This is a genomic window from Paraburkholderia sejongensis (genome assembly GCF_020880815.1).
Lineage (GTDB): Bacteria > Pseudomonadota > Gammaproteobacteria > Burkholderiales > Burkholderiaceae > Paraburkholderia > Paraburkholderia sejongensis.
In genome coordinates this window covers 23,324-47,525 of sequence record NZ_JAJITD010000024.1, presented here as the reverse complement: position 1 = coordinate 47,525, position 24,202 = coordinate 23,324, and the positions used below count along the sequence as shown (strand labels likewise).

General features: G+C 62.8%; 23 protein-coding genes and 1 tRNA gene. 20 read left to right on the top strand and 4 right to left on the bottom strand.

What is annotated here, in order from left to right; genetic code table 11:
• Positions 1–68 precede the first annotated feature (68 nt).
• The 3 genes from LJ656_RS31575 to LJ656_RS31565 all read right to left on the bottom strand — a co-directional run bounded on the left by LJ656_RS31575 (position 69) and on the right by LJ656_RS31565 (position 3,154).
• Entirely contained in the window at positions 69–1,631 is a 1,563-nt protein-coding gene (locus LJ656_RS31575) for a SulP family inorganic anion transporter (protein ID WP_230513385.1), read from the bottom strand.
• 103 nt (positions 1,632–1,734) lie between these two features.
• Positions 1,735–2,370 carry a carbonic anhydrase gene (locus LJ656_RS31570; RefSeq protein WP_230513384.1) on the bottom strand — a complete coding sequence of 212 codons (636 nt, stop codon included), beginning with the start codon at positions 2,368–2,370 and terminating at the stop codon, positions 1,735–1,737.
• Between the two features lie 232 nt (positions 2,371–2,602).
• Positions 2,603–3,154: a hypothetical protein gene (locus tag LJ656_RS31565; protein WP_230513383.1), complete on the bottom strand. Its 552-nt coding sequence runs from the start codon at positions 3,152–3,154 to the stop codon at positions 2,603–2,605.
• A gap of 223 nt (positions 3,155–3,377) precedes the next feature.
• Here LJ656_RS31565 and LJ656_RS31560 point away from each other — a divergent pair, with 223 nt between their 5' ends.
• Both LJ656_RS31560 and rpsO read left to right on the top strand, forming a co-directional pair.
• On the top strand, positions 3,378–4,709 hold the full coding sequence (locus LJ656_RS31560; RefSeq protein ID WP_230513382.1) for a branched-chain amino acid ABC transporter substrate-binding protein: 1,332 nt from the start codon (positions 3,378–3,380) through the stop codon (positions 4,707–4,709).
• Positions 4,710–4,909: 200 nt separating this feature from the next.
• A complete protein-coding gene (gene rpsO, locus LJ656_RS31555) occupies positions 4,910–5,182 on the top strand; it encodes a 30S ribosomal protein S15 (protein ID WP_075296464.1) in 273 nt (90 codons plus the stop codon).
• 29 nt (positions 5,183–5,211) lie between these two features.
• Here rpsO and LJ656_RS31550 read toward each other — a convergent pair whose 3' ends face one another.
• Positions 5,212–5,397, bottom strand: a complete 186-nt coding sequence (locus tag LJ656_RS31550; RefSeq protein ID WP_230513381.1) for a hypothetical protein — start codon at positions 5,395–5,397, stop codon at positions 5,212–5,214.
• Between the two features lie 133 nt (positions 5,398–5,530).
• On the opposite strand from LJ656_RS31550, the gene pnp reads away from it, so the two are divergent.
• From pnp to LJ656_RS31460, 18 genes are all read left to right on the top strand, one after another.
• Positions 5,531–7,666 carry a polyribonucleotide nucleotidyltransferase gene (pnp, locus tag LJ656_RS31545; protein ID WP_230513380.1) on the top strand — a complete coding sequence of 712 codons (2,136 nt, stop codon included), beginning with the start codon at positions 5,531–5,533 and terminating at the stop codon, positions 7,664–7,666.
• Positions 7,667–7,820: 154 nt separating this feature from the next.
• A complete protein-coding gene (locus LJ656_RS31540; protein ID WP_230513379.1) occupies positions 7,821–8,837 on the top strand; it encodes an NAD(P)H-quinone oxidoreductase in 1,017 nt (338 codons plus the stop codon).
• Between the two features lie 174 nt (positions 8,838–9,011).
• Positions 9,012–9,782: a triose-phosphate isomerase gene (gene tpiA / locus LJ656_RS31535; protein ID WP_230513378.1), complete on the top strand. Its 771-nt coding sequence runs from the start codon at positions 9,012–9,014 to the stop codon at positions 9,780–9,782.
• A gap of 82 nt (positions 9,783–9,864) precedes the next feature.
• On the top strand, positions 9,865–10,263 hold the full coding sequence (gene secG / locus LJ656_RS31530) for a preprotein translocase subunit SecG (protein ID WP_230513377.1): 399 nt from the start codon (positions 9,865–9,867) through the stop codon (positions 10,261–10,263).
• 112 nt (positions 10,264–10,375) lie between these two features.
• Positions 10,376–10,460: transfer RNA gene (locus LJ656_RS31525), tRNA-Leu, on the top strand.
• Positions 10,461–10,617: 157 nt separating this feature from the next.
• Positions 10,618–10,977: an NADH-quinone oxidoreductase subunit A gene (locus LJ656_RS31520; RefSeq protein WP_230513376.1), complete on the top strand. Its 360-nt coding sequence runs from the start codon at positions 10,618–10,620 to the stop codon at positions 10,975–10,977.
• Between the two features lie 62 nt (positions 10,978–11,039).
• Positions 11,040–11,519, top strand: a complete 480-nt coding sequence (locus LJ656_RS31515) for a NuoB/complex I 20 kDa subunit family protein (RefSeq protein ID WP_006052903.1) — start codon at positions 11,040–11,042, stop codon at positions 11,517–11,519.
• Positions 11,520–11,540: 21 nt separating this feature from the next.
• A complete protein-coding gene (locus tag LJ656_RS31510) occupies positions 11,541–12,143 on the top strand; it encodes an NADH-quinone oxidoreductase subunit C (RefSeq protein ID WP_075296477.1) in 603 nt (200 codons plus the stop codon).
• A gap of 9 nt (positions 12,144–12,152) precedes the next feature.
• Positions 12,153–13,406 (top strand): NADH-quinone oxidoreductase subunit D, encoded by a 1,254-nt coding sequence (locus LJ656_RS31505; protein ID WP_230513375.1) that lies wholly within the window; start codon positions 12,153–12,155, stop codon positions 13,404–13,406.
• Between the two features lie 133 nt (positions 13,407–13,539).
• Positions 13,540–14,025, top strand: a complete 486-nt coding sequence (gene nuoE / locus LJ656_RS31500) for an NADH-quinone oxidoreductase subunit NuoE (protein ID WP_075296483.1) — start codon at positions 13,540–13,542, stop codon at positions 14,023–14,025.
• Positions 14,022–15,350, top strand: a complete 1,329-nt coding sequence (gene nuoF / locus LJ656_RS31495) for an NADH-quinone oxidoreductase subunit NuoF (RefSeq protein ID WP_230513374.1) — start codon at positions 14,022–14,024, stop codon at positions 15,348–15,350. Before nuoE ends, nuoF begins: the two co-directional genes overlap by 4 nt.
• 129 nt (positions 15,351–15,479) lie before the next feature.
• The gene (gene nuoG / locus LJ656_RS31490) at positions 15,480–17,813 is read left to right on the top strand and encodes an NADH-quinone oxidoreductase subunit NuoG (protein WP_230513373.1); all 2,334 of its coding nucleotides are present in this window, start codon (positions 15,480–15,482) and stop codon (positions 17,811–17,813) included.
• Positions 17,814–18,878: an NADH-quinone oxidoreductase subunit NuoH gene (nuoH, locus tag LJ656_RS31485; RefSeq protein WP_230513372.1), complete on the top strand. Its 1,065-nt coding sequence runs from the start codon at positions 17,814–17,816 to the stop codon at positions 18,876–18,878.
• A 15-nt stretch (positions 18,879–18,893) separates the two neighbouring features.
• Positions 18,894–19,382 carry an NADH-quinone oxidoreductase subunit NuoI gene (nuoI, locus tag LJ656_RS31480; RefSeq protein ID WP_075296493.1) on the top strand — a complete coding sequence of 163 codons (489 nt, stop codon included), beginning with the start codon at positions 18,894–18,896 and terminating at the stop codon, positions 19,380–19,382.
• A 193-nt stretch (positions 19,383–19,575) separates the two neighbouring features.
• Positions 19,576–20,268: an NADH-quinone oxidoreductase subunit J gene (locus LJ656_RS31475; RefSeq protein ID WP_230513371.1), complete on the top strand. Its 693-nt coding sequence runs from the start codon at positions 19,576–19,578 to the stop codon at positions 20,266–20,268.
• A 20-nt stretch (positions 20,269–20,288) separates the two neighbouring features.
• Complete coding sequence (gene nuoK, locus LJ656_RS31470) at positions 20,289–20,594, top strand: NADH-quinone oxidoreductase subunit NuoK (protein ID WP_007588140.1); 306 nt, start codon at positions 20,289–20,291, stop codon at positions 20,592–20,594.
• Between the two features lie 17 nt (positions 20,595–20,611).
• Positions 20,612–22,678 (top strand): NADH-quinone oxidoreductase subunit L, encoded by a 2,067-nt coding sequence (gene nuoL, locus LJ656_RS31465; protein ID WP_230513370.1) that lies wholly within the window; start codon positions 20,612–20,614, stop codon positions 22,676–22,678.
• 14 nt (positions 22,679–22,692) lie between these two features.
• Positions 22,693–24,183 carry an NADH-quinone oxidoreductase subunit M gene (locus tag LJ656_RS31460; RefSeq protein WP_230513369.1) on the top strand — a complete coding sequence of 497 codons (1,491 nt, stop codon included), beginning with the start codon at positions 22,693–22,695 and terminating at the stop codon, positions 24,181–24,183.
• The last annotated feature ends 19 nt before the right edge of the window (positions 24,184–24,202 follow it).

Here is a 24,202-nt window from a genome sequence, read left to right as displayed (position 1 = left end):
TCCAGCTCGATAAAAAAGCCCCGCGCCAGTGCTCTGACGCGGGGCTTTTTTGTTGCTACTGACGGCGATTATTCCGATGCGGTCCTGCGCAGCCACCAGCCGCGCTGCGCGTTCGCCTGCGCGCGCGGCTGATAGCGAACCTCGACGGCAATCCCACGGCGCGGCGCCGCGTCGACGAAATCGTCGAGCAGCTCGCGCACGTCGTGATCGACGAAATCGGCGCGGGTCGCATCGACGATCACCGTCGCGCCGTCGGGAATCTGCTGCAGATAGCGCTTGAACGACACCTTGCCGAGAAACGACACGTCCTTGCGGAACGACAGCAGATAGTGATCGCCGTGCTGCGCAAGCACGATCGGGCCGCGCAGGTTCGCGTACAGCGCGAGCAGCACGCTGCACAGGATGCCGAGCGCGATGCCGATCAGCAGATCGGTGGCGAGCACGCCGACCAGCGTCACGATGAACGGTGCGAACGGCGCGAAACCTTGCCGCGCGACCGCGATGAACAGAGACGGCTTCGCGAGTTTGAAGCCGGTGAAGATCAGGATCGCGGCGAGGCAGGCGAGCGGGATCAGGTTGATCACTTCGGTGAGCGCGAACACGCTGACGAGCAACAGCACGCCGTGGACGATCGCCGACAGCCGGCTCTTGCCGCCCGCGTACACGTTGGCGGAACTGCGCACGATCACCGACGTGATCGGCAAGCCGCCGAGCACGCCCGCGATCAGATTGCCGACGCCCTGCGCCTTGAGCTCGCGATCGGGCGGCGCGTGACGGCGCTCGGGATCGATCTGCTGGACCGCTTCGAGGCTCAGCAGCGTCTCGAGGCTCGCGACGATCGCCAGCGTGATCGCGACGCGCCAGATGTCGGGATTGGCGAGCTGCGCGAAGCGTGGGCCGAAGTCCGCGAATTCGAGCGCGGACTGCAACGCGGCCAGCGAGCCGAGCGACGGCAGCGCGACCAGACCTTCGGCGGGCAGCGCGAACGACGGCGCGACGAGCTTCAGCGCCAGCGTCGCGCCGATGCCGAGCAGCACCACCGCGAGCGGCGACGGTATCAGCCGCACCAGCACGAAGCGGCGCAGTGCGCGGGTTTCCCAACCGGCGAGAATCGCGAGCGACAGCAGCGCGATCAGGATCGCGATCAGCGAGATTGAACCGAATGGCACGGCCACCGCGGCCGCCGAGTGCGCGACCGCATCGGCGTCGCCGAGACCGAGCGCGGCCGGGAACTGCTTGACGATCAGCAGCACGCCGATCGCCGCCAGCATCCCCTTGATGACCGGCGACGGCACATAGCCTGCAAGCCGGCCGGCCTTCAGCATGCCGAACCCGAACTGCAGCGCGCCGGACAGCAGCACGGCGAGCAGAAACGCGGAAAAGCTGCCGAGCCGCGCGATGCCGTCGACGACAATCACGACGAGGCCGGCGGCCGGCCCGCTCACGCTCAGACGCGAGCCGCTCAGCGCGGCCACCACCAGCCCGCCGATGATGCCGGACACGAGTCCCGCGAACGGATCGACGCCCGACGCGTGGGCGATGCCGAGACATAACGGCAACGCGACGAGAAAAACCACCGTGCCGGCCAGCAGATCGCGCTGGAGCGTGGAGAAAAAGCGTTCAGTGTTCATGGTGTCGAAGAACCGGAGGTAGGGCGGCGGACGACGAACGATCGCGCTGTCGGCGCTCGCCGCGGGTCGAACGGAACAGGAATGGGCGATGCGCGGCGGCGCGCTAGCCCGCGCTGTGGGCGGTGGTGGTACAGGTCATCGCGTCGTCGGCGGCGTAGCCGGAGGTCAGCACCTTCAGGCGCCCGTCGTCGAGTTTGAAGACCCACCCGTGCACGAGCGGCGCGGGATCGGCTTCGCGCACCAGCGGGTGCGCGCGCAGCTGGCGCACCTGTTCGAGCACGTTCAGCTCGGCGAGCCGGTCCACGCGCTTCGATTCGACGGTCTCGCCGGCCAGCTCCGCGTGATGCGCTTGCGCGAGCGCGCACAGCGGCCTGATGCGCCGGTTCACGTGCGGCAACTCGGGGTTCGGCGGCAGCAGCGCCGCGCGCACGCCGCCGCAGCCATAGTGGCCGCAGACGATCACGTGGCCGACCTTGAGCACCCGCACCGCGTATTCGAGGACGCTGGCGGAGTTGTCGTCGGCGGGGTCGAACAGATTGGCGATGTTGCGATGAAGGAACAGGTCGCCGGGCTCGCAATGGGTGATCGTTTCGGCGGGCACCCGGCTGTCCGAGCAGCCGATCCACAGCACGTGCGGATTCTGCCCACGTTCCAGATCGCGAAAAAAGCCCGGGTCGCGCGTGGCAGTTTCATGTGCCCACGCGACGTTGGCGACCAGCAGTTGTTTGGGACGGTTCATCGGAGCGACTCCCGTTAGAAAGACACGTCGATGCGGTTTGCGAGCACGACTGTGACCATGCAGGCGCGGGGTGGACCGCGGTCGACTGATAAATTACAACCAGCTTTCTACCAGAAAATAATTGACGAGAGTCATATAAAAATTCGCGTGAATGTTAAAAAAATAAAAAAGCCGCCTGTGAAAGGCGGCTTTGTTAAATTTTTTTCCTACGCGGACGAAGAGCTAGCGTCACTCAGAACAGACTGCGCCGATCCGGATCGTGCAGCGGGTCGGGTGTTTTCTGCGTGGTCCGCAGGATCCCCTGGTCGTCGAAGTAGAAGCTGTACAGCATGTACCAGACGTTGTCTTCGAGATAGCGATAGGTCCAGACCTCGCGCTTCATCAGCGGGAAGTACGAGGTCTCGACCGGCCGGCCGAAATTGACCAGCACGTCGCTGCGCGTCCATTTGCCGATCTCGGCGCGGTAGAACTCGCTGGGCTGCAGCACCTGGCGCACGGTGACGATCTTGCCGGCCGCGTCGATGTCGGCGGCGGTGGTGGTTTCGCCCATCGGCTGGGTCGGCCACATCAGGCGCTTGCCGCCGTCGGGCAGATCGTAGACTTCGCGCGGCGGACCGAGGCGCGCGACGACCGTCGACGCGTCCGCGCCCTGGTTGTATTGCTGCCAGGGCTGCGCGCAGCCGGCGAGCGCGAGCACGCTCAGGCCGACCAGCGCGGCGCGGCGCAGCCGGGCGCCGGTGGGCGTTGCGACAGAGGCCGCCGTGCGGCGAGGGCGGTTCGGCATGGATTCCTCCGATGGGCGTTCGAGTAGCGGTTGTTATGTCGAGCCGCAATATTCTGACATGCGTTACGGCAAAAGAACCGGGCGCGATACCGAGGCGCTGGGAACGCGGCGCGCGCATGAGCGCCCCTCGCAACGGGAACGGCAACGGCGACGGCGCCGCCGGCTTGCCTATTCCCGGTGCGGCGTCCTATGATCCGCGCTTCGAAAGATTCAGGCGGGACCCATGATGGCGATGTGGCAACGGACGGCAGCGCTTGCGTTGAGCGCGATTTCGATGGCGCTGGCGGCAGGCGCCGCTCAGGTGGCGAGCGCGGCCACGGCCGCGCCGACGGCGACCGCATCGGCGCCGGCCGCCGGCAAACCGGCCGGCACGCCGATCCGCCTCGCGCTGATCGAAGGGATGTCCGGGCCGTTCGCGAACGCGGGCGCGGCGGTCGAGCGCAATCTGCGCTTCGGCGTCGAGCAGGTCAATGCGCACGGCGGCGTGAAGCTCGCGGACGGCGCGCACCCGCTCGAGCTCGTCGTGTTCGACAGCAAAGGCAGCACCGAGGAGGCGTTGACGCAGCTGCGCGCGGCCGCCGACCGCCATATCGGCTACATCCTGCAGGGCAACGGCTCGGCGGTCGCGGCCGCGCTGCTCGGCGCGATCGACAAGCAGAACAGCCGCGAGCCGGACAACCGCGAACTGTTCCTGAACTATTCCGCCGACGATCCCGCGCTGACTAACGCGAGCTGCAGCTTCTGGCATTTCCGTTTCGACGCGCACGCGGGCATGCGGATGGTCGCGCTGGCCGACGTGATCCAGCGCGACAAGGCGGTGAAGAAGGTCTATCTGCTGAACCAGGACTACAGTTTCGGCCACGACGTCAGCAGCCTTGCGCGTTCGACGCTCGGCACGAAGCGCCCGGACATCACGGTAGTCGGCGACGAGTTTCATCCGATCGGCCGTGTGAAGGACTTCGCGCCCTATATCGCGAAGATTCGCGCGAGCGGCGCCGACGCGGTGATTACCGGCAACTGGGGCAACGACCTGACGCTGCTGGTGAAGGCGGCGCGCGAACAGGGCCTCGACATCAAGTTCTACACGTTCTACGGCAACAGCCTCGGCGCGCCCGCCGCGCTCGGCGACGCGGGCGTCGGTCACGTGATTGCGGTCGCCGACTGGCATCCGAACGCCGGCGGCGCGGCCTCCGACGCGTGGTACGCGGCCTTCCGCGCGCGCTTCCCGGCCGCTCAGGACGACTACCCGGTGCTGCGCATGCCGCTGATGATCGAAACGCTAGCCGCCGCGATGAACCGCGCGGGCAGCGCCGATCCGACCGCGGTCGCAAAGGCGCTCGAAGGCATCCGCTTCGACAACGGCTTTCACGCATCGTGGATGCGCGCGGACGACCATCAACTGATCCAACCCCTGTATGTGATGGAGATGGACAAGGCGGGCACGCCGGGTGTGCGCTTCGACAACGAAGGCTCCGGCTATGGCTTCCGTACGGTGCTTGCGCTGCCGGCCGAGCGCACGGTGCTACCGACCGTATGCCGGATGCGGCGGCCGTAACGCAGGCGCCGGCCGTGGGTTCGCGGCGTAAAGCGCCTGTGCTACAATACGCGTCCCGTTATCGGGCAAGGTCTCGCATAAGTCGAAAACCCGGCCGGCAACGGGAAGCAACGAAGCAGTAGTAAATGTGAAAAAGCACGGGTATTCCACGGCACGGCCTTTCTTCCGTGACCGCCTGTTCAGTTATTAAGGAAATCGACATGTCCGCAGTTGACGCCAGCAAGAAATCCGAAGTCGTCGCGCAATTCGCACGCGCAGCCAACGACACCGGCTCCCCCGAAGTTCAGGTCGCGCTGCTCACGACCCGCATCAACGAACTGACCGCTCACTTCAAGGAGCATACGAAGGATCACCACAGCCGCCGCGGTCTGCTGCGCATGGTGAGCCGCCGCCGCAAGCTGCTCGACTACCTGAAGGGCAAGGACGCGGATCGCTACCGCAGCCTGATCGAGAAGCTGGGTCTGCGTAAGTAATCGGCCAGTCGTTCAGCAAGATGCCTGTGTCAGTTATCGCTGATACAGGCATTTTGTTTTTGCGCGGCGCGCTTCATGTGATGCGCGCCGCGCCTGCGATACGCGGTGCAGGCCGGTTTGCGCGGCGTATCCAGGCAAGGCAGTACCCATAGCAGAACACGCAGTACAGCAGTGACAGAAACATGGCCGGGCTTCAGGGCGGAGTTTTGTGTCATTCCAGCGGTTCGCGCGCAGTCGGTTCGGCGCGTGGCTCTCTGGAATGGCATAACACGACTCTTCCCATGCGGCGCCGGTCCCGGCGTTGCCGCGCCGCTTCCGGTCCGCGCGGCATTACGATGAGGAAAAGCAATGACTATGTTCAACAAGATCGTCAAAGAATTTAAGTGGGGGCAGCATAACGTCCGCCTCGAAACCGGTGAAGTCGCTCGCCAGGCGAGCGGTGCGGTGATCGTCGACGTCGAAGACACCGTGGTGCTCGCGACCGTGGTCGGCGCGAAGACCGCCAAGCCGGGTCAGGACTTCTTCCCGCTGACCGTCGATTACCTCGAAAAGACCTACGCCGCCGGCAAGATCCCGGGCGGCTTCTTCCGCCGCGAAGGCCGTCCGTCGGAAGGCGAGACGCTGATCTCGCGCCTGATCGACCGTCCGCTGCGCCCGCTGTTCCCGGAAGGCTTCTACAACGAAGTCCAGGTCGTGATCCACGTGCTGTCGCTGAATCCGGAAATTCCGGCCGACATCCCCGCGCTGATCGGCGCGTCGGCGGCGCTCGCGATCTCCGGTCTGCCGTTCAACGGCCCGGTCGGCGCGGCTCGCGTGGCCTACATCAACAACGAGTACGTGCTGAACCCGACCCGTGCGCAGATGAAGGAATCGGCGCTCGACCTCGTGGTGGCCGGTACGGAGCGCGCGGTGCTGATGGTCGAATCGGAAGCGCAGCAGCTGAGCGAAGAAGTGATGCTCGGCGCGGTCGTGTTCGGTCATGAGCAGATGCAAACCGCGATCGACACAATCCACGAACTGGTCCGCGAAGGCGGCAAGCCCGAGTGGGACTGGCAGCCGGCAGCGAAGAACGAAGCGCTGATCGCGCGCGTGACGGAACTCGCGCAAGCCGATCTGCTCGCGGCTTACCAGATCCGCGACAAGCAGGCGCGTTCGACCAAGCTGAAGGAAGTCTACGCAGCGACCTCGGCGAAGCTCGAGGCAGACGCGGCGGCAGCCGGCACCGCGGCCGCCGACAAGGCGACCGTCGGCAACGTGCTGTTCGACATCGAAGCGAAGATCGTCCGTACCCAGATCCTGAACGGCGAACCGCGTATCGACGGCCGCGATACGCGCACCGTGCGCCCGATCGAAATCCGCACCGGCGTGCTGCCGCGTACCCACGGCTCGGCGCTGTTCACGCGCGGCGAGACCCAGGCACTGGTGGTCGCGACGCTCGGCACGAAGGGCGACGAACAAAACATCGACGCACTCGAAGGCGAATACCGCGAGCGCTTCATGCTCCACTACAACATGCCCCCGTTCGCGACCGGCGAAACCGGCCGCGTCGGTTCGCCGAAGCGCCGTGAAATCGGTCACGGCCGTCTCGCCAAGCGCGCGCTGGTCGCATGCCTGCCGAGCGCCGACGAATTCGGCTACTCGATTCGCGTGGTGTCGGAAATCACCGAGTCGAACGGTTCTTCGTCGATGGCTTCGGTGTGCGGCGGCTGCCTCGCGCTGATGGACGCCGGCGTGCCGATGAAGGCGCACGTTGCCGGCATCGCAATGGGCCTGATCCTCGAAGGCAACCGCTTCGCGGTGCTGACCGACATCCTCGGCGACGAAGATCACCTCGGCGACATGGACTTCAAGGTCGCGGGTACCGAGCAGGGCGTGACCGCGCTGCAGATGGACATCAAGATCCAGGGCATCACCAAGGAAATCATGCAGGTCGCGCTCGCGCAGGCGAAGGAAGGCCGCATGCACATCCTGGGCAAGATGAGCTCGGCGGTGTCGGGCGCGAACACGCAACTGTCGGAGTTCGCACCGCGCATGATCACGATCAAGATCAACCCGGAAAAGATCCGCGACGTGATCGGCAAGGGCGGTTCGGTGATCCGCGCGCTGACCGAAGAAACCGGCACGACGATCGACATCTCGGACGACGGCGTCGTCACGATCGCCAGCACGAACAGCGAAGGCATGGCCGAAGCGAAGCGTCGTATCGAAGCGATCACGATGGAAGTCGAAGTGGGTCAGGTGTACGAAGGCACCGTGCTCAAGCTGCTCGATTTCGGCGCGATCGTGAACATCCTGCCGGGCAAGGACGGTCTGCTGCACATCTCCGAGATCGCCAACGAGCGCATCAAGGACATCAACGACTATCTGAAGGATGGTCAGCAGGTGAAGGTCAAGGTCATCCAGACGGATGAGAAGGGCCGTGTGCGTCTGTCGGCGAAGGCATTGCTGAACGACGCGCCGCAAGGCGAACCGAACCCGCAGTAATGCGGTAACGGACAAACGGCCGGTCGCGTTATGCGCGCCGGCCGTTTTTCATGCAGGATGGATTGCGTTGCGGATTTGAATGAACGCGCGACGCGGCTGGCCGGTATCGCGGGTCTAGGGTAGGCAACGCAATCCACTCTTGGAGTTGACGCAGATGAAAGCGATCGAAATCACCGAATTCGGTGCGCCGGAAGTCCTGAAGCTGGCGGAGCGGCCGATGCCGCAGCCCAAGGCGGGCGAAGTGCTGATCAAGGTGGCGGCGGCCGGCATCAACCGGCCGGATGTGTTCCAGCGCAAGGGCGGTTATGCGCCGCCGGCGGGCGCGTCGGATCTGCCGGGGCTGGAAGTGGCGGGCGAGATCGTCGGCGGAACGATCGACGAGAAGAACAACCCGTTTGGTCTGAAGATCGGCGATCGCGTGTGCGCGCTGCTCGCGGGCGGTGGCTACGCGGAATATGCGAGCGCGCCGCTGCTGCAATGTCTGCCGGTGCCGTCCGGTCTGTCGGACGTCGAGGCGGCGTCGCTGCCGGAGACGTTCTTCACCGTCTGGAGCAACGTGTTCGATCGCGCGCAGCTCGGCCGCGGCGAGGGCGGACCGAACGAAACGCTGCTCGTGCAGGGCGGCTCGAGCGGCATTGGCGTCACGGCGATCCAGATTGCGCATGCGCTCGGTTTTCGCGTGTTCGCCACCGCCGGCTCGGACGACAAGTGCCGCGCGTGCGAGGCACTCGGCGCCGAACGTGCGATCAACTACAAGACCGAAGACTTCGTCGAAGTGATCAAGTCGCTTACCAACGATCGCGGTGTCGACGTGGTCCTCGACATGGTCGCGGGCAGCTACGTGCCGCGGGAACTGTCGGCGCTGGCCGATGGCGGTCGCATCGTGCTGATCGCGTTGCTCGGCGGCGCGAAGGCCGAACTGAATCTGAACGAGGTGCTGCGCCGTCGTCTGACGCTGACCGGTTCGACGCTGCGTCCGCGGCCGATTGAGTTCAAGGCGCAAATCGCCGCGCAACTGAAGGAGCGCGTGTGGCCGCATCTCGAGGCGGGCCGCATCAAGCCGGTCGTGCATCGGGTGTTTCCCGCCGCGCAGGCGGCCGAAGCGCATGCGCTGATGGAAAGCAGCACCCACGTCGGCAAGATCGTGCTCACGTGGGGGCAGGACGCTTGACACCATCGGTTTGACCCGATCCACCCCGCACAGTAAAATGGTGTGTTTTGCGCACGCCGGACACGTCCGACGGGCGGGCTGTTCGCGCAAGCAGGCAGAAGCTACGCAGAAGCCGGGCAAAGGCCGCGAGTACAGTCCGCCGGCAGGGCATGCAAGACAGGACAACACGAGACGATGTCGAAACAACAACGAGCCAAACTGGTAGTCGGTAACTGGAAGATGCATGGGCGTCTCGCCGCAAACGCCACGCTGTTGCGGGCGATCGCGCAAGGTGCGGGCGAATTGCCGGCGGCGGTGCGCGTCGGTGTTTGCGTACCGAGCCTGTATCTCGCGCAGACGCAGTCGTTGCTGGAAGGCAGCCCGGTCGTGTGGGGCGTGCAGGACGTTTCCGCGTTCACGCACGGCGCCTATACCGGCGAAGTGGCCGCGCCGATGGTGAGCGATTTCGGCGCCATGTTTGCAATCGTCGGACATTCGGAGCGTCGCGCGTATCACCGCGAAAGCGCCGAGCTGGTTGCGGTCAAAACGCAGCGTGCGCTCGAGGCGGGTCTGACGCCGATCGTCTGTGTCGGTGAGACGCTCGAAGAGCGTGAAGCCGGTTCGACCGAGCAGGTCGTTGGTGCGCAACTGGACGAAGTGCTCGAGAAGTTGTCGGCCGAAGAAGCGGCGCGTCTCGTCGTCGCTTATGAGCCGGTGTGGGCGATCGGGACCGGCAAGAGCGCGACGTCGGAACAGGCGCAGGCGGTGCATGCATTCCTGCGTGCGCGTCTCGCTGCGAAGGGCGCTGCTGACGTGCCCCTGCTGTATGGCGGTAGCGTGAAGCCGGACAATGCAGAAGAACTGTTCCGTCAGCCCGATATCGACGGTGGCCTGATCGGCGGCGCGTCGTTGAAAGATCGGGATTTCCTGGCAATCTGCAAGGCGGCCGCAAGCGTCGCCGGTTAAGTAGGGCGCCTCGGCGAAGATGACTCCATTTCGCGCAACACACCGTGTGCGGCGCACTTAAATAAAGACTCAGGTGAGTGTAATGCTGTATTTCAAAACATTGATTATCGTCGTTCAGTTGTTGTCGGCGCTGGGGGTCATCGGACTCGTCTTGCTGCAGCACGGCAAAGGCGCCGACATGGGTGCGGCTTTCGGCAGTGGCGCATCGGGCAGTCTGTTCGGTGCGACCGGTTCGGCGAACTTCCTGTCGCGTACCACGGCGGTCCTCGCAGCGGTGTTCTTTATAACCACGTTGGCGCTCACCTACCTAGGCGCGTATCACGCGAAGCCCTCTGCAGGCGTGCTGGGCGTGGCTGCGACGGCACCGGTCGTCGCCGCTTCGCCGGTTTCCGCTCCGGCAGCGGGCTCGGCTCCGGCGGCCGCATCGCCTGCAGCGCCGGCTTCGCCTGCGTCGGTTCCGGCGACTGGCGTGCCGAAATAAATTTTCGTTCGGCGTGCTCTTGTGCGTTGAACAATCTGCTTAAACAAGTTACAATTCAAGTCTTGAAGCGATTCGCGGGTTTTACAAGTTGTTTTCCCGGATTGCATATAGTGCCGACGTGGTGAAATTGGTAGACACGCTATCTTGAGGGGGTAGTGGCGAAAGCTGTGCGAGTTCGAGTCTCGCCGTCGGCACCAAATGTTATCTAAATGCCAGCCGTTTGCTTCGCTTCGGCTGGCATTTTCACTTCTGGCGCACGGTTTGGTGTTTGCGTTGTGTGTGCTTCGGAAGTGATTTCGCGTCAGGGGTGCTATGCTCCTGACGGCACTCAGAACCAACCGATTGAGGATTGTCTTGAACCTCGCAGCCTATTTCCCCGTTTTGCTGTTCCTTATTGTGGGCACCGGTTTAGGCGTAGCACTGGTCAGTATCGGCAAGATCCTCGGTCCCAATAAGCCTGACACCGAGAAAAACGCACCGTACGAGTGCGGCTTCGAAGCTTTCGAAGATGCGCGCATGAAGTTCGATGTGCGCTACTACCTCGTCGCCATTCTCTTCATTATTTTCGACCTTGAAACGGCGTTTCTGTTCCCGTGGGGTGTGGCCCTGCGCGACATCGGCTGGGCTGGTTTCACGGCAATGATGATTTTCCTGCTCGAGTTCCTGCTTGGCTTCGCCTACATCTGGAAAAAAGGCGGCCTCGATTGGGAATGATGAATTAATCGCCGGTTTACGTGGGTGGCGAGGCTTGTCACCCCGTCTGGAGTGGAAAGCAAATGAGTATCGAAGGGGTCTTGAAAGAAGGGTTTGTCACCACGACGGCCGACAAACTGATCAACTGGACGCGCACCGGCTCGCTGTGGCCGATGACGTTCGGTCTTGCGTGCTGCGCTGTCGAGATGATGCATGCGGGTGCCGCCCGTTATGACCTCGACCGCTTCGGCGTGGTGTTTCGTCCGAGTCCGCGTCAGTCGGACGTGATGATCGTCGCCGGCACGCTGTGCAACAAGATGGCGCCCGCTCTGCGCAAGGTCTACGACCAGATGGCTGAGCCGCGCTGGGTGATTTCGATGGGCTCGTGCGCGAACGGCGGCGGCTATTACCACTACTCGTATTCGGTGGTGCGCGGCTGTGACCGGATCGTTCCGGTCGACGTCTATGTGCCGGGCTGTCCGCCCACGGCCGAAGCGCTGGTGTACGGCGTGATCCAGCTGCAGGCGAAGATTCGCCGCACCAATACCATCGCCCGTCAATAAGGCCAACGCCTTCCCCACAATATGGCAAGCAAACTCGAGACCCTGAAAGCGAACCTCGAGGCGGCCTTTGGCGGCCTCCTGTCGAGCGTGACCGAGTCGATCGGTGAATTGACGATCGTCGTCAAGGCAGGCGATTACCTCAACGTGGCAAAGCGTCTGCGCGACGACCGCTCGCTCGGTTTCGAGCAGTGCGTCGATCTGTGCGGCGTCGATTATCAAACTTATGCCGACGGCGCTTACGACGGCCCGCGTTTCGCGGCCGTGCTGCATCTGCTGTCGGTGCAGAACAACTGGCGCTTGCGTCTGCGCGTGTTCGCGCCGGACGACGACATGCCGATCCTGCCGTCCGCCGTCGAAATCTGGAATTCGGTCAACTGGTATGAACGCGAAGCGTTCGACCTGTACGGCATCGTCTTCGAAGGTCACCCGGACCTGCGCCGCATCCTGACCGACTACGGTTTCATCGGTCACCCGTTCCGCAAGGACTTCCCTGTTTCCGGCTACGTCGAAATGCGTTACGACCCGGAAGAGAAGCGCGTCGTCTATCAGCCGGTGACGATCGAGCCGCGGGAAATCACACCGCGCGTGATCCGTGAGGATCGCTATGGCGGTCTGAAACACTAAGAGAACGTCATGGCAGAGATCAAGAACTACACGCTCAACTTCGGCCCGCAGCACCCGGCAGCGCACGGTGTGTTGCGTCTCGTGCTCGAACTCGACGGCGAAGTGATCCAGCGCGCCGATCCGCATATCGGTCTGCTGCATCGCGCGACTGAAAAGCTCGCCGAAAGCAAGACGTTCATCCAGTCGGTGCCGTACATGGACCGTCTCGACTACGTGTCGATGATGGTCAATGAGCACGGCTATGTGCTGGCGATCGAGAAGTTGCTCGGCATCGACGTGCCGGTGCGCGCGCAATACATTCGCGTGCTGTTCGACGAAGTCACGCGAGTGCTGAACCACCTGATGTGGATCGGCGCGCACGCGCTCGACGTCGGCGCGATGGCGGTGTTCCTGTACGCGTTCCGTGAGCGCGAAGATCTGATGGACGTGTATGAGGCGGTGTCCGGTGCCCGCATGCACGCGGCTTACTACCGCCCGGGCGGCGTCTATCGCGATCTGCCTGACGCAATGCCGCAATACAAGGCGTCGAAGATCCGCAATGCGAAGGCATTGTCGAAAATGAACGAGAACCGCCAGGGTTCGCTGCTCGACTTCATCGACGACTTCTTCACGCGCTTCCCGAAGTGCGTCGACGAATACGAAACGCTGCTGACCGACAACCGGATCTGGAAACAGCGTTTGGTCGGTATCGGCGTGGTCAGCCCGGAGCGCGCGCTGCAACTCGGTATGAGCGGTGCGATGCTGCGTGGCTCGGGCATCGAGTGGGATCTGCGCAAAAAGCAGCCGTACGAAGTCTACGATAAGCTCGATTTCGACATCCCGGTCGGCGTGAATGGCGACTGCTACGACCGCTATCTGGTGCGGGTCGAAGAAATGCGTCAATCCACGCGCATCGCGAAACAGTGCATTGAGTGGCTGCGCAAGAATCCGGGCCCTGTGATGACCGACAATCACAAGGTTGCGCCGCCGTCGCGTGTCGGCATGAAGTCGAACATGGAAGATCTGATCCATCACTTCAAGCTGTTCACCGAAGGTTTCCACGTGCCCGAAGGCGAGGCGTACGCCGCGGTCGAACATCCGAAGGGAGAGTTCGGCATCTATCTGATCTCGGACGGCGCCAATAAGCCGTATCGCCTGAAGATCCGCGCGCCGGGTTACGCGCACCTGTCCGCGCTCGACGAAATGGCTCGCGGTCACATGATCGCCGACGCCGTGACGATCATCGGCACGCAGGACATCGTGTTCGGCGAAGTGGACCGCTAGGACGTATTCAGCGACGCGCATCCGCGGTCATCGCACCGCCACGCGCGTCGAGCAAAGGAACGCCGGGTCTGTCGCAGTATGACGTGAGCGACAGGTTTTCGTTCGGTAGGAATTGAAAGAGTCGTGTCTGAAAATGATCTCAGCTGAAGGCCTGAAAGAAATCGATCGTGCGATCGCGAAGTACCCCGCCGATCAGAAACAGTCCGCCGTGATGTCGGCGTTGGCCACCGCTCAGGAAGAGCATGGCTGGCTGTCGCCCGAACTCATGCAGTTCGTCGCGGATTATCTCGGCATGCCGGCCGTCGCCGTGCAGGAAGTGGCGACTTTCTACACGATGTACGAGACCTCGCCGGTCGGCAAATACAAGATCACGCTTTGCACGAACCTGCCGTGCCAACTCGGCCCGGACGGCGGCTCGGAAAGCGCCGCTGAATACCTGAAGCAGAAGCTCGGCATCGACTTCGGCGAGACCACGCCCGATGGCAAGTTCTCCCTGAAAGAGGGCGAGTGCATGGGTTCGTGCGGCGACGCGCCGGTGATGCTGGTGAACAACCATCGCATGTGCAGCTTCATGAGCCGCGAGAAGATCGACCAGCTGCTCGAGGAACTTTCGAAATGACGGCTTTACACGATCGTCACATCAAACCGCTGATTCTCGCCGGCCTGAACGGCGACAACTGGCATCTCGAAGATTATGTGGCGCGCGGCGGTTACGCCCAGCTGCGCCGCATTCTGGAAGAAAAGATTCCGCCCGAGCAGGTGATCGCCGACGTCAAGGCGTCGGGTCTGCGCGGTCGTGGCGGCGCGGGCTTCCCGACCGGTCTGAAGTGGAGCTTCATGCCGCGTCAGTTCCCGGGCCAGAAATACCTCGTCTGCAATTCGGACGAAGGCGAACCGGGCACGTTCAAGGACCGCGACATCCTGCGTTTCAATCCGCATGCGCTGATCGAAGGCATGGCGATCGGCGCATATGCGATGGGCATCACGGTCGGCTACAACTATATTCACGGCGAAATCTGGGAAGTCTATAAACGCTTCGAAGAAGCGTTAGAAGAAGCTCGTCGCGCGGGGTTCCTCGGCGCCAACATCATGGGCTCGGGCTTCTCGTTCCAGTTGCATGCGCATCACGGTTACGGCGCCTACATCTGCGGCGAAGAAACCGCGCTGCTCGAGTCGATCGAGGGCAAGAAGGGCCAGCCGCGCTTCAAGCCGCCGTTCCCGGCGAGCTTCGGCGTGTACGGCAAGCCGACCACGATCAACAACACCGAAACGTTCGCGGCGGTGCCGTTCCTGCTCGCGATCGGTCCGCAGAATTACCTCGAGATCGGCAAGCCGAACAACGGCGGCACGAAGATTTTCTCGGTGTCGGGCGACGTCGAGCGTCCGGGCAATTACGAAATTCCGCTCGGCACGCCGTTCGCGACGCTGATGGAACTCGCCGGCGGCATGCGCGGCGGCAAGAAGATCAAGGCCGTGATTCCCGGCGGTTCGTCGGCACCGGTGATTCCGGGCGACATGATGATGCAGACCGACATGGATTACGACTCGATCGCGAAGGCGGGCTCGATGCTCGGCTCCGGCGCGGTGATCGTGATGGACGAGACGCGCTGCATGGTGCGCTCGCTGTTGCGCCTGTCGTACTTCTACTACGAGGAATCGTGCGGTCAGTGCACGCCGTGCCGTGAAGGCACCGGCTGGCTGTATCGCGTCGTGCATCGTATCGAGCACGGGCTCGGCCGCCAGGAAGACCTGGATCTGCTGAATTCGGTCGCCGAAAACATCATGGGCCGCACGATCTGCGCGCTCGGCGATGCGGCGGCCATGCCGGTTCGCGGCATGCTCAAGCACTACTGGGACGAATTCGAATACCACGTCGCCCACAAGCATTGCCTCGTCGGCGGTCATGCCGGCACGGCGGCGGCATCGGAAACCGTGGCGGCCTGAGTCGGGTCGATACGGTTGGCCGGCGGATAACTCCCGGACGAACACCTCAACCGCAGGATTCATCGCCCGAAAGCAGGCGATGAACAGGCGAACGATTGAGCGGTAACAGGTTAAGGAAGATTGACCATCATGGTTGAACTGGAAATAGACGGCAAGAAAGTCGAGGTGCCTGAGGGCAGCATGGTGATCCAGGCTGCGCATAAGGTCGACACCTACATTCCTCACTTCTGCTATCACAAGAAGCTGTCGATTGCGGCCAACTGCCGGATGTGTCTGGTCGATGTCGAGAAAATGCCGAAGGCGGTGCCCGCATGCGCGACGCCGGTGTCGGCCGGCATGATCGTGCGCACCAAGTCGGAAAAGGCGGTGAAGGGCCAGCAAGCCGTGATGGAATTCCTGCTGATCAACCACCCGCTCGATTGCCCGATCTGCGACCAGGGCGGCGAATGTCAGCTGCAGGATCTGGCGGTCGGTTACGGCAAGTCGTCATCGCGCTATAGCGAAGAAAAGCGCGTGGTGTTCCACAAGAACGTCGGCCCGCTGATCTCGATGGAAGAAATGTCGCGCTGCATCCACTGCACGCGTTGCGTCCGCTTCGGCCAGGAAATCGCCGGCGTGATGGAACTCGGCATGCTGGGCCGCGGCGAGCATTCGGAAATCACCTCGTTCGTCGGCAAGACGGTCGACTCCGAACTGTCGGGCAACATGATCGACCTCTGCCCGGTCGGTGCGCTCACCAGCAAGCCGTTCCGCTATAGCGCACGCACGTGGGAACTGTCGCGCCGCAAGTCGGTGAGCCCACACGATTCCGTCGGCGCGAACCTCGTCGTGCAGGTGAAGAACAATCGCGTGATGCGGGTTCTGCCGTTCGAAAACGAAGCGATCAACGAGTGCTGGATTTCGGACAAGGACCGCTTCTCGTACGAAGGCCTGAACAGCCCCGAGCGTCTGACCAGGCCGATGCTCAAGCAGGGCGGCCAGTGGGTCGAAACCGACTGGCAGACCGCGCTCGATTACGTGGTCAAGGGTCTGAAGGGTATCAAGGGCGACCATGGCGCGAACGCGCTGGCGGCACTGTCGAGCGCGCATAGCACGGTCGAAGAACTGTTCCTGCTCAAGCAGATCGCGCAAGCGGTCGGCACGCCGAACGTGGACTTCCGTCTGCGTCAGGCTGACTTCTCGGCGCCCGTCAACGGTGCGCCGTGGCTCGGCACCGCGATCGCCGAACTGTCGAATATCGATGCGGCGCTCGTGATCGGTACGGATCTGCGCCGCGATCATCCGCTGTTCGCCGCGCGTCTGCGTCTGGCGGCTCGTGGTGGTTCGAAGCTCACTCTGATCCAGGCAACCAACGACGACGCGATGATCCCGCAAGCGCAGCGTTTGGTCGCGGCGCCGTCGGCATGGCTCGACGCGCTCGCGGGCATCGCCGGCGCAGTGGGCGAGGCGAAGGGCGCCGCGCTGCCGGAAGCGTTCGCCGGCACGCAGCCGACCGACGCACACAAGCAGGTCGCGAACTCGCTTACCACGGGCGCAAGCCGCCTCGTGCTGCTCGGCAACGAAGCAGTCCGTCATCCGGACTTCGCGGCGATTCACGCCGCGGCTCAATGGATTGCCGAGGCAACCGGCGCGACCCTGGGCTTCCTCACCGAAGCGGCCAACACGGTCGGCGCGCACCTCGTGAACGCGCTGCCGGGCGAAGGCGGCCTGAACGCACTCGAAGTGTTCGAGCAACCGCGCAAGGGTTATCTGCTGCTGAACCTCGAGCCGGAATTCGATACGGCCAATCCGGCGCAGGCGCTCGCCGCGCTGAAGCAGGCCGAGATGGTCGTCGTGATGTCCCCGTTCCAGACCGGTGCTGAATACGCGGACGTGCTGCTGCCGATCGCGCCGTTCACCGAAACCGGCGGCACGTTCGTCAACGCCGAAGGCACGGTGCAGACCTTTAACGGCGTCGTGCGCCCGCTTGGCGACACGCGTCCGGCGTGGAAGGTGCTGCGCGTGCTGGGTAGCCTGCTCGGCGTGCCGGGCTTCGAATACGACACGGTCGAAGAAGTGCGCACCGCTGCGCTGGGCGACGGCGAACTGAGCTCGCGTCTGTCGAACCGCACCGGCGTCGCGGTATCGCGCGGCAAGCTTGCGAAGGCGGCCGAAGGCAAGTTCGAGCGTATTGCAAACGTGCCGATCTATCACGCCGACGCGCTCGTGCGTCGCGCGGAGTCGCTGCATCTGACCGCGGCGGCCCGTAGCGCGAATGCGGTCGGTCTGCCGGCCGCGCTGTTCGACAAACTGGGTTTGAAAGAGGGCGACGCAGTACGCGTTCGTCAGGGCGAGCAAGCGGTGCAGTTGCCGGCCGTGCGCGATGCGAATCTTGCGGAGACGGTCGTCCGCGTATCGGCGGCTACGCCTGCCGGTGCAGCGCTGGGCAGCCTGTTCGGTGAACTGGTGGTGGAGAAGGCGTAAATGAGCTTGTTCGATACGATCAACTCGGGCGGCGCCCAGCTTCTCGGTGTGGCATGGCCCACGGTGTGGGCGCTCGTGCGCATCGTGGTGGTGGCCGTCGTGATCCTGCTGTGCGTCGCTTACCTGATTTTGTGGGAGCGTAAGCTGATCGGCTGGATGCACGTGCGTCTCGGCCCGAACCGCGTCGGCCCCGGCGGTCTGCTGCAGCCGATCGCCGACGTGCTGAAACTGTTGCTCAAGGAAGTGATCCAGCCGGCGCAAGCGAGCCGCTGGGTGTACCTGGTTGCACCGGTGATGGTGGTGGTGCCGGCCTTCGCGGTGTGGGCAGTGATTCCGTTCCAGGCAGGTGCGGTGCTCGGCGACATTAACGCGGGTCTGCTGTACGCGATGGCGATTTCGTCGATCGGCGTGTACGGCGTGATTCTGGCCGGCTGGGCGTCGAACTCGAAGTACGCGTTCCTCGGCGCAATGCGCGCGGCGGCGCAGATGGTCTCGTATGAAATCTCGATGGGCTTCGCGCTCGTCGTCGTGCTGATGACGGCCGGTACGCTGAATCTGTCGGGTATCGTCGGTTCGCAGGAGCAGGGCTTCTTCGCGTCGCACGGCCTGAACTTCCTGTCGTGGAACTGGCTGCCGCTGCTGCCGATGTTCGTCGTCTACTTCATCTCGGGCATCGCCGAAACGAACCGCCACCCGTTCGACGTGGTGGAAGGGGAGTCGGAAATCGTCGCGGGTCACATGATCGATTACTCGGGTATGGCGTTCGCGCTGTTCTTCCTCGCCGAGTACATCAACATGATCGTCATCTCGGCATTGGCAGCAACGCTGTTCCTTGGCGGCTGGAGCGCACCGTTCGGGTTCCTCGAATTCATCCCGGGCATCGTCTGGCTCGTCGCCAAGGTCTTCTTCCTGTTGTCGGTGTTCATCTGGGCACGCGCCACGTTCCCGCGCTACCGCTATGACCAGATCATGCGTCTGGGCTGGAAGGTCTTCATTCCGGTCTGCGTGGTGTGGCTCGTGGTGGTCGGCTTCTGGATCATGTCGCCGTTGAACATCTGGAAATAAAGGGCGGATGAACCTATGACCGCAATCCAAAACTTCTTCAAGACCTTCTTCCTCACGGAACTGCTGAAGGGTCTCGCGTTGACCGGACGTTACACGTTCCAGCGCAAGGTCACCGTGCAGTTCCCCGAAGAAAAGACCCCGATCTCGCCGCGTTTCCGCGGTCTGCACGCGCTGCGCCGTTATGAAAACGGCGAGGAACGCTGCATCGCATGCAAGCTGTGCGAAGCGGTGTGCCCTGCGCTCGCGATCACGATCGAATCGGAAACCCGCGCGGACAACACCCGTCGCACGACGCGTTACGACATCGACCTGACCAAGTGCATCTTCTGCGGTTTCTGCGAAGAGAGCTGCCCGGTCGACTCGATCGTCGAGACGCACATTCTCGAGTACCACGGCGAGAAGCGCGGCGACCTCTACTTCACGAAGGACATGCTGCTGGCCGTCGGCGATCGCTACGAAGCGCAGATCGCCGCCAACAAGGCAGCCGACGCACCGTATCGTTGAAGCGCTGTTCCGTTGATGCAGTATTAGCGGCAGTAAAAGCAGTAACACGGCCTGCTGTCGGGCCGAGCGCCGCGGTCCGAATGGATCGCGGCACGGCGCACCTGTGTGGCGGTTCTGGCGGTTTGTCCGCTTCTGCTCATCACGCGTGCCAAAGAACAATGCCTGACGATGGCCTAACGATGAACCGGTAATCATGGAATTCACGACCGTACTGTTCTACATCTTCGCACTGCTCCTGGTTGTCTCGGGGCTGAAGGTGATCACCTCGCGCAACCCGGTGTCGTCCGCACTGTTTCTGGTGCTGGCGTTCTTCAACGCAGCGGCGATCTGGATGCTGCTGGAGGCCGAGTTCCTCGCGATCCTGCTGGTGCTGGTCTACGTCGGCGCGGTGATGGTGCTGTTCCTGTTCGTCGTGATGATGCTGGACATCAATCTCGACGTGCTGCGTAAAGACTTCAAACGCTTCGTGCCGATGGCTACCGCGGTGGGCGCGATCATCGTGATCGAAACCGCGCTGATCCTGTGGCACGGCTACGGCGCGACCACCACCGCGTTGCACGACACGGCCGCGGCCGCTGCCGGCATGGGCGACTGGTCGAACACGCGCCTGATCGGCAAGATCATCTACACGGAATACATCTTCGCGTTCGAAATCGCCGGCCTGATTCTGCTGGTCGCGATCATCGCCGCGATCGCGCTGACCACCAGCCACAAGAAGGACAGCAAGCGGCAGAACGTCAGCGAGCAGGTCAAGGTGCGCGCGCAGGACCGCGTGCGTGTCGTGAAGATGCCGTCGGAGAAAACCGCGGCCACCATCGCAGCGGAAGAAGCCGCAGCTGCGGCGGCAGCAGCGGCAGCCGACTCGGCACCTGCCAAGAACAGCTGAGCGGACAGGAGATAGAAATCATGTTGAGCCTTGCCCATTACCTCGTCCTCGGCGCGATCCTGTTTGCGATCAGCATCGTCGGCATTTTCCTGAACCGCCGCAACGTCATCATCATCCTGATGGCGATCGAACTGATGCTGCTCGCGGTGAACACCAATTTCGTCGCGTTCTCGCACTACCTGGGCGACGTGCACGGCCAGATCTTCGTCTTCTTCGTGCTGACGGTTGCGGCAGCCGAAGCAGCGATTGGTCTCGCAATTCTGGTGACCCTGTTCCGTAGCCTCGACACGATCAATGTCGAGGATCTCGATCAGCTCAAAGGTTAATTTCAGGAAAAGCGGTTATGTCCACGATACTTAATGAAAACCTGCTGTTGGCAATTCCGCTGGCACCGCTTGCCGGTTCTCTGGTTGCAGGGCTGTTCGGAAAAGCGATAGGGCGCGCGGGTGCGCATTCGGTCACGATCCTCGGCGTTGCGGTTTCGTTCATCCTGTCCGCGATCGTGTTCTTCCAGGTGATGGACGGCGCGAGCTTCAATGCGACCGTTTATCAATGGATGTCGATCGGCAAGACGCAGCTCGAAGTCGGCTTCCTGGTCGACTCGCTGACCGCGATGATGATGTGCGTGGTGACCTTCGTATCGCTGATGGTGCACATCTACACAATCGGCTACATGGCCGACGACGACGGCTACCAGCGGTTCTTCTCGTACATCTCGCTGTTCACGTTCTCGATGTTGATGCTCGTGATGAGCAACAACTTCCTGCAGCTGTTCTTCGGCTGGGAAGCAGTGGGTCTCGTGTCGTACCTGCTGATCGGCTTCTACTTCAAGCGTGAGAGCGCGATCTACGCGAACATGAAGGCGTTCATCGTGAACCGCGTCGGTGACTTCGGCTTCCTGCTGGGCATCGGCCTGCTGTTCGCATTCGCCGGTTCGATGAACTACGGCGACGTCTTCGCGAAGCGTACCGAACTCGCGGCGCTGAGTTTCCCGGGTACCGACTGGGGCCTGCTGACGGTCGCCTGCATCTGCCTGTTCATCGGCGCGATGGGTAAGTCGGCGCAGTTCCCGCTGCACGTGTGGCTGCCCGATTCGATGGAAGGCCCGACGCCGATTTCCGCGCTGATTCACGCGGCAACCATGGTGACGGCCGGTATCTTCATGGTCACGCGTATGTCGCCGCTGTTCGAACTGTCGGACACGGCGCTGTCGTTCGTGATGGTGATCGGCGCAATTACCGCGCTGTTCATGGGTTTCCTCGGCATCGTCCAGAACGACATCAAGCGCGTGGTCGCGTACTCGACGCTGTCGCAGCTCGGATACATGACGGTCGCGCTGGGCGCATCGGCATACTCGGTCGCCGTGTTCCACCTGATGACGCACGCGTTCTTCAAGGCGCTGCTGTTCCTCGGCGCAGGTTCGGTGATCATCGGCATGCACCACGATCAGGACATGCGCAACATGGGCGGCCTGCGCAAGTACATGCCGATCACGTGGATCACGTCGCTGATCGGTTCGCTCGCACTGATCGGCACGCCGTTCTTCTCGGGCTTCTATTCGAAGGACTCGATCATCGACGCGGTGAAGCTGTCGCATCTGCCGGGTTCGGGTTTCGCATATTTCGCGGTGGTCGCCAGCGTGTTCGTAACCGCGCTGTACTCGTTCCGTATGTACTTCATGGTGTTCCACGGCAAGGAGCGCTTCCGCGATCCGAAGCATCCGGAATCGCCGATGGGCGCGGAAGCCGCGGCGCATGCGCATGACGCGCACGGTCACGACGCACATGGCCACGGTCATGACGACCACGCGCACGAGCCGCACGAAACGCCGTGGGTCGTTTGGGTGCCGCTGGTTCTGCTGGCGATCCCGTCGATCGTGATCGGCGCGATCGGGGTCGGCCCGATGCTGTTCGGCGACTTCTTCCAGCACGGCGTCGCGTTCGACAAGGTTATCTACATCAGCGAAAACCATCCGGCTCTGCATGAGATGGCGGAAGAGTTCCGCGGCTGGGCGTCGATGGGCCTGCACTCGGTGTCGGGTCTGCCGGTCTGGCTCGCGCTCGCCGGCGTGGTGGTCGCGTGGTTCCTGTACCTGGTCCGTCCGGATCTGCCGGCTGTCATCAAGCGCGCATTCGGCCCGATCTACACGTTGCTCGATAACAAGTACTACATGGACAAGATCAACGAAGTCGTGTTTGCACGGGGCGCGGTGGCGATTGGCCGAGGTCTGTGGAAGGAAGGCGACGTCGTCGTGATCGACGGTATCGTCAACGGTAGCGCACGCTTTATCGGCTGGTTCGCGAGCGTGATCCGCTTCCTGCAATCCGGCTACATCTACCACTACGCGTTCGCCATGATCATTGGCATGCTGGGGCTCCTGACCCTGTTTGTAACGCTCGGCGGCAAATAAGGCGAGGGACACTAATGCACGCTTATCCGATTCTCAGTATCGCGATCTGGTTGCCGATCCTTTTTGGTTTGCTGGTCCTCGCGATCGGCAACGACCAGAACCCGGCGCCGGCGCGCTGGATCGCGTTGATCGGCTCGGTCCTGAGCTTTATCGTCACGCTGCCGTTGATCACCGGTTTCGATTCGAGCACCGCCGACCTGCAGTTCGTCGAGCAGGCGAGCTGGATCCAACGCTTCCATATCGCGTACCACCTCGGCGTGGACGGCATCTCGATGTGGTTCGTCGTGCTGACCGCGTTGATCACGGTGATCGTCGTGATCGCCGCGTGGGAAGTGATCACGAAAAACGTCGGCCAGTACCTCGCGGCGTTCCTGATCCTGTCGGGCATCATGGTCGGCGTGTTCAGCGCGGCCGACGGCATGCTGTTCTACGTGTTCTTCGAAGCGACGCTGATTCCGATGTACATCATCATCGGCGTGTGGGGTGGGGCGAACCGCGTGTACGCGGCGTTCAAGTTCTTCCTGTACACGCTGATGGGCTCGCTGCTGATGCTGGTCGCGCTGCTTTACCTGTACAACGAAACGGGTTCGTTCGACCTCGCCACGTGGCAGCACGCGCAGATCGCGATGACGCCGCAGGTACTACTGTTTATTGCATTCTTCATGGCCTTCGCGGTGAAGGTGCCGATGTGGCCGGTGCACACGTGGTTGCCCGACGCGCACGTTGAAGCACCGACCGGCGGCTCCGTCGTGCTGGCCGCGATCATGCTGAAGCTGGGCGCGTACGGTTTCCTGCGCTTCTCGCTGCCGATCGTGCCGGACGCAAGCCATTTCCTCGCACCGGTCGTGATTACGCTGTCGCTGATCGCGGTGATCTACATCGGTCTGGTCGCGATGGTGCAGTCGGACATGAAGAAGCTGGTCGCGTATTCGTCGATCGCGCACATGGGTTTCGTGACGCTCGGCTTCTTCATCTTCAACCAGCTGGGCGTGGAAGGCGCGATCGTGCAGATGATCTCGCACGGCTTCGTGTCGGGCGCGATGTTCCTGAGCATCGGCGTGTTGTACGACCGTATGCACTCGCGCCAGATCGCCGATTACGGCGGCGTCGTCAACATGATGCCGAAGTTCGCGGCTTTCGCGATGCTGTTCTCGATGGCCAACTGCGGCTTGCCGGGCACCTCGGGTTTCGTCGGCGAATTCATGGTGATTCTCGCCGCTGTCCAGTACAACTTCTGGATCGCCGGTGGCGCGGCCGTCACGCTGATTCTCGGCGCGGCGTACACGCTGTGGATGTACAAGCGGGTGTACTTCGGCCCGGTCGCGAACGACCACGTGAAGAGCCTCGTCGACATCAACCGCCGCGAATTTTTCATGCTGGCAGTGCTCGCCGCACTGACGCTGTTCATGGGCCTGTATCCGAAGCCCTTTACCGATGTGATGCACGTATCCGTGGAAAACCTCCTCTCTCACGTTGCTCAATCGAAGCTGCCGTTGGCTCAGTAACGACGAGCGGAGGAATTTA

Coding starts and splice junctions, on each gene's coding strand:
- LJ656_RS31570 (WP_230513384.1), bottom strand. CDS start 2,370: ATGAACCGTCCCAAACAACTGCTGGTCGCCAACGTCGCGTGGGCACAT.
- LJ656_RS31510 (WP_075296477.1), top strand. CDS start 11,541: ATGGCAAGCAAACTCGAGACCCTGAAAGCGAACCTCGAGGCGGCCTTT.
- LJ656_RS31560 (WP_230513382.1), top strand. CDS start 3,378: ATGATGGCGATGTGGCAACGGACGGCAGCGCTTGCGTTGAGCGCGATT.
- tpiA (WP_230513378.1), top strand. CDS start 9,012: ATGTCGAAACAACAACGAGCCAAACTGGTAGTCGGTAACTGGAAGATG.
- pnp (WP_230513380.1), top strand. CDS start 5,531: ATGACTATGTTCAACAAGATCGTCAAAGAATTTAAGTGGGGGCAGCAT.
- secG (WP_230513377.1), top strand. CDS start 9,865: ATGCTGTATTTCAAAACATTGATTATCGTCGTTCAGTTGTTGTCGGCG.
- nuoE (WP_075296483.1), top strand. CDS start 13,540: ATGATCTCAGCTGAAGGCCTGAAAGAAATCGATCGTGCGATCGCGAAG.
- nuoI (WP_075296493.1), top strand. CDS start 18,894: ATGACCGCAATCCAAAACTTCTTCAAGACCTTCTTCCTCACGGAACTG.
- nuoK (WP_007588140.1), top strand. CDS start 20,289: ATGTTGAGCCTTGCCCATTACCTCGTCCTCGGCGCGATCCTGTTTGCG.
- LJ656_RS31575 (WP_230513385.1), bottom strand. CDS start 1,631: ATGAACACTGAACGCTTTTTCTCCACGCTCCAGCGCGATCTGCTGGCC.
- rpsO (WP_075296464.1), top strand. CDS start 4,910: ATGTCCGCAGTTGACGCCAGCAAGAAATCCGAAGTCGTCGCGCAATTC.
- LJ656_RS31505 (WP_230513375.1), top strand. CDS start 12,153: ATGGCAGAGATCAAGAACTACACGCTCAACTTCGGCCCGCAGCACCCG.
- nuoL (WP_230513370.1), top strand. CDS start 20,612: ATGTCCACGATACTTAATGAAAACCTGCTGTTGGCAATTCCGCTGGCA.
- LJ656_RS31475 (WP_230513371.1), top strand. CDS start 19,576: ATGGAATTCACGACCGTACTGTTCTACATCTTCGCACTGCTCCTGGTT.
- LJ656_RS31515 (WP_006052903.1), top strand. CDS start 11,040: ATGAGTATCGAAGGGGTCTTGAAAGAAGGGTTTGTCACCACGACGGCC.
- LJ656_RS31540 (WP_230513379.1), top strand. CDS start 7,821: ATGAAAGCGATCGAAATCACCGAATTCGGTGCGCCGGAAGTCCTGAAG.
- nuoH (WP_230513372.1), top strand. CDS start 17,814: ATGAGCTTGTTCGATACGATCAACTCGGGCGGCGCCCAGCTTCTCGGT.
- LJ656_RS31550 (WP_230513381.1), bottom strand. CDS start 5,397: ATGACACAAAACTCCGCCCTGAAGCCCGGCCATGTTTCTGTCACTGCT.
- LJ656_RS31460 (WP_230513369.1), top strand. CDS start 22,693: ATGCACGCTTATCCGATTCTCAGTATCGCGATCTGGTTGCCGATCCTT.
- nuoF (WP_230513374.1), top strand. CDS start 14,022: ATGACGGCTTTACACGATCGTCACATCAAACCGCTGATTCTCGCCGGC.
- nuoG (WP_230513373.1), top strand. CDS start 15,480: ATGGTTGAACTGGAAATAGACGGCAAGAAAGTCGAGGTGCCTGAGGGC.
- LJ656_RS31565 (WP_230513383.1), bottom strand. CDS start 3,154: ATGCCGAACCGCCCTCGCCGCACGGCGGCCTCTGTCGCAACGCCCACC.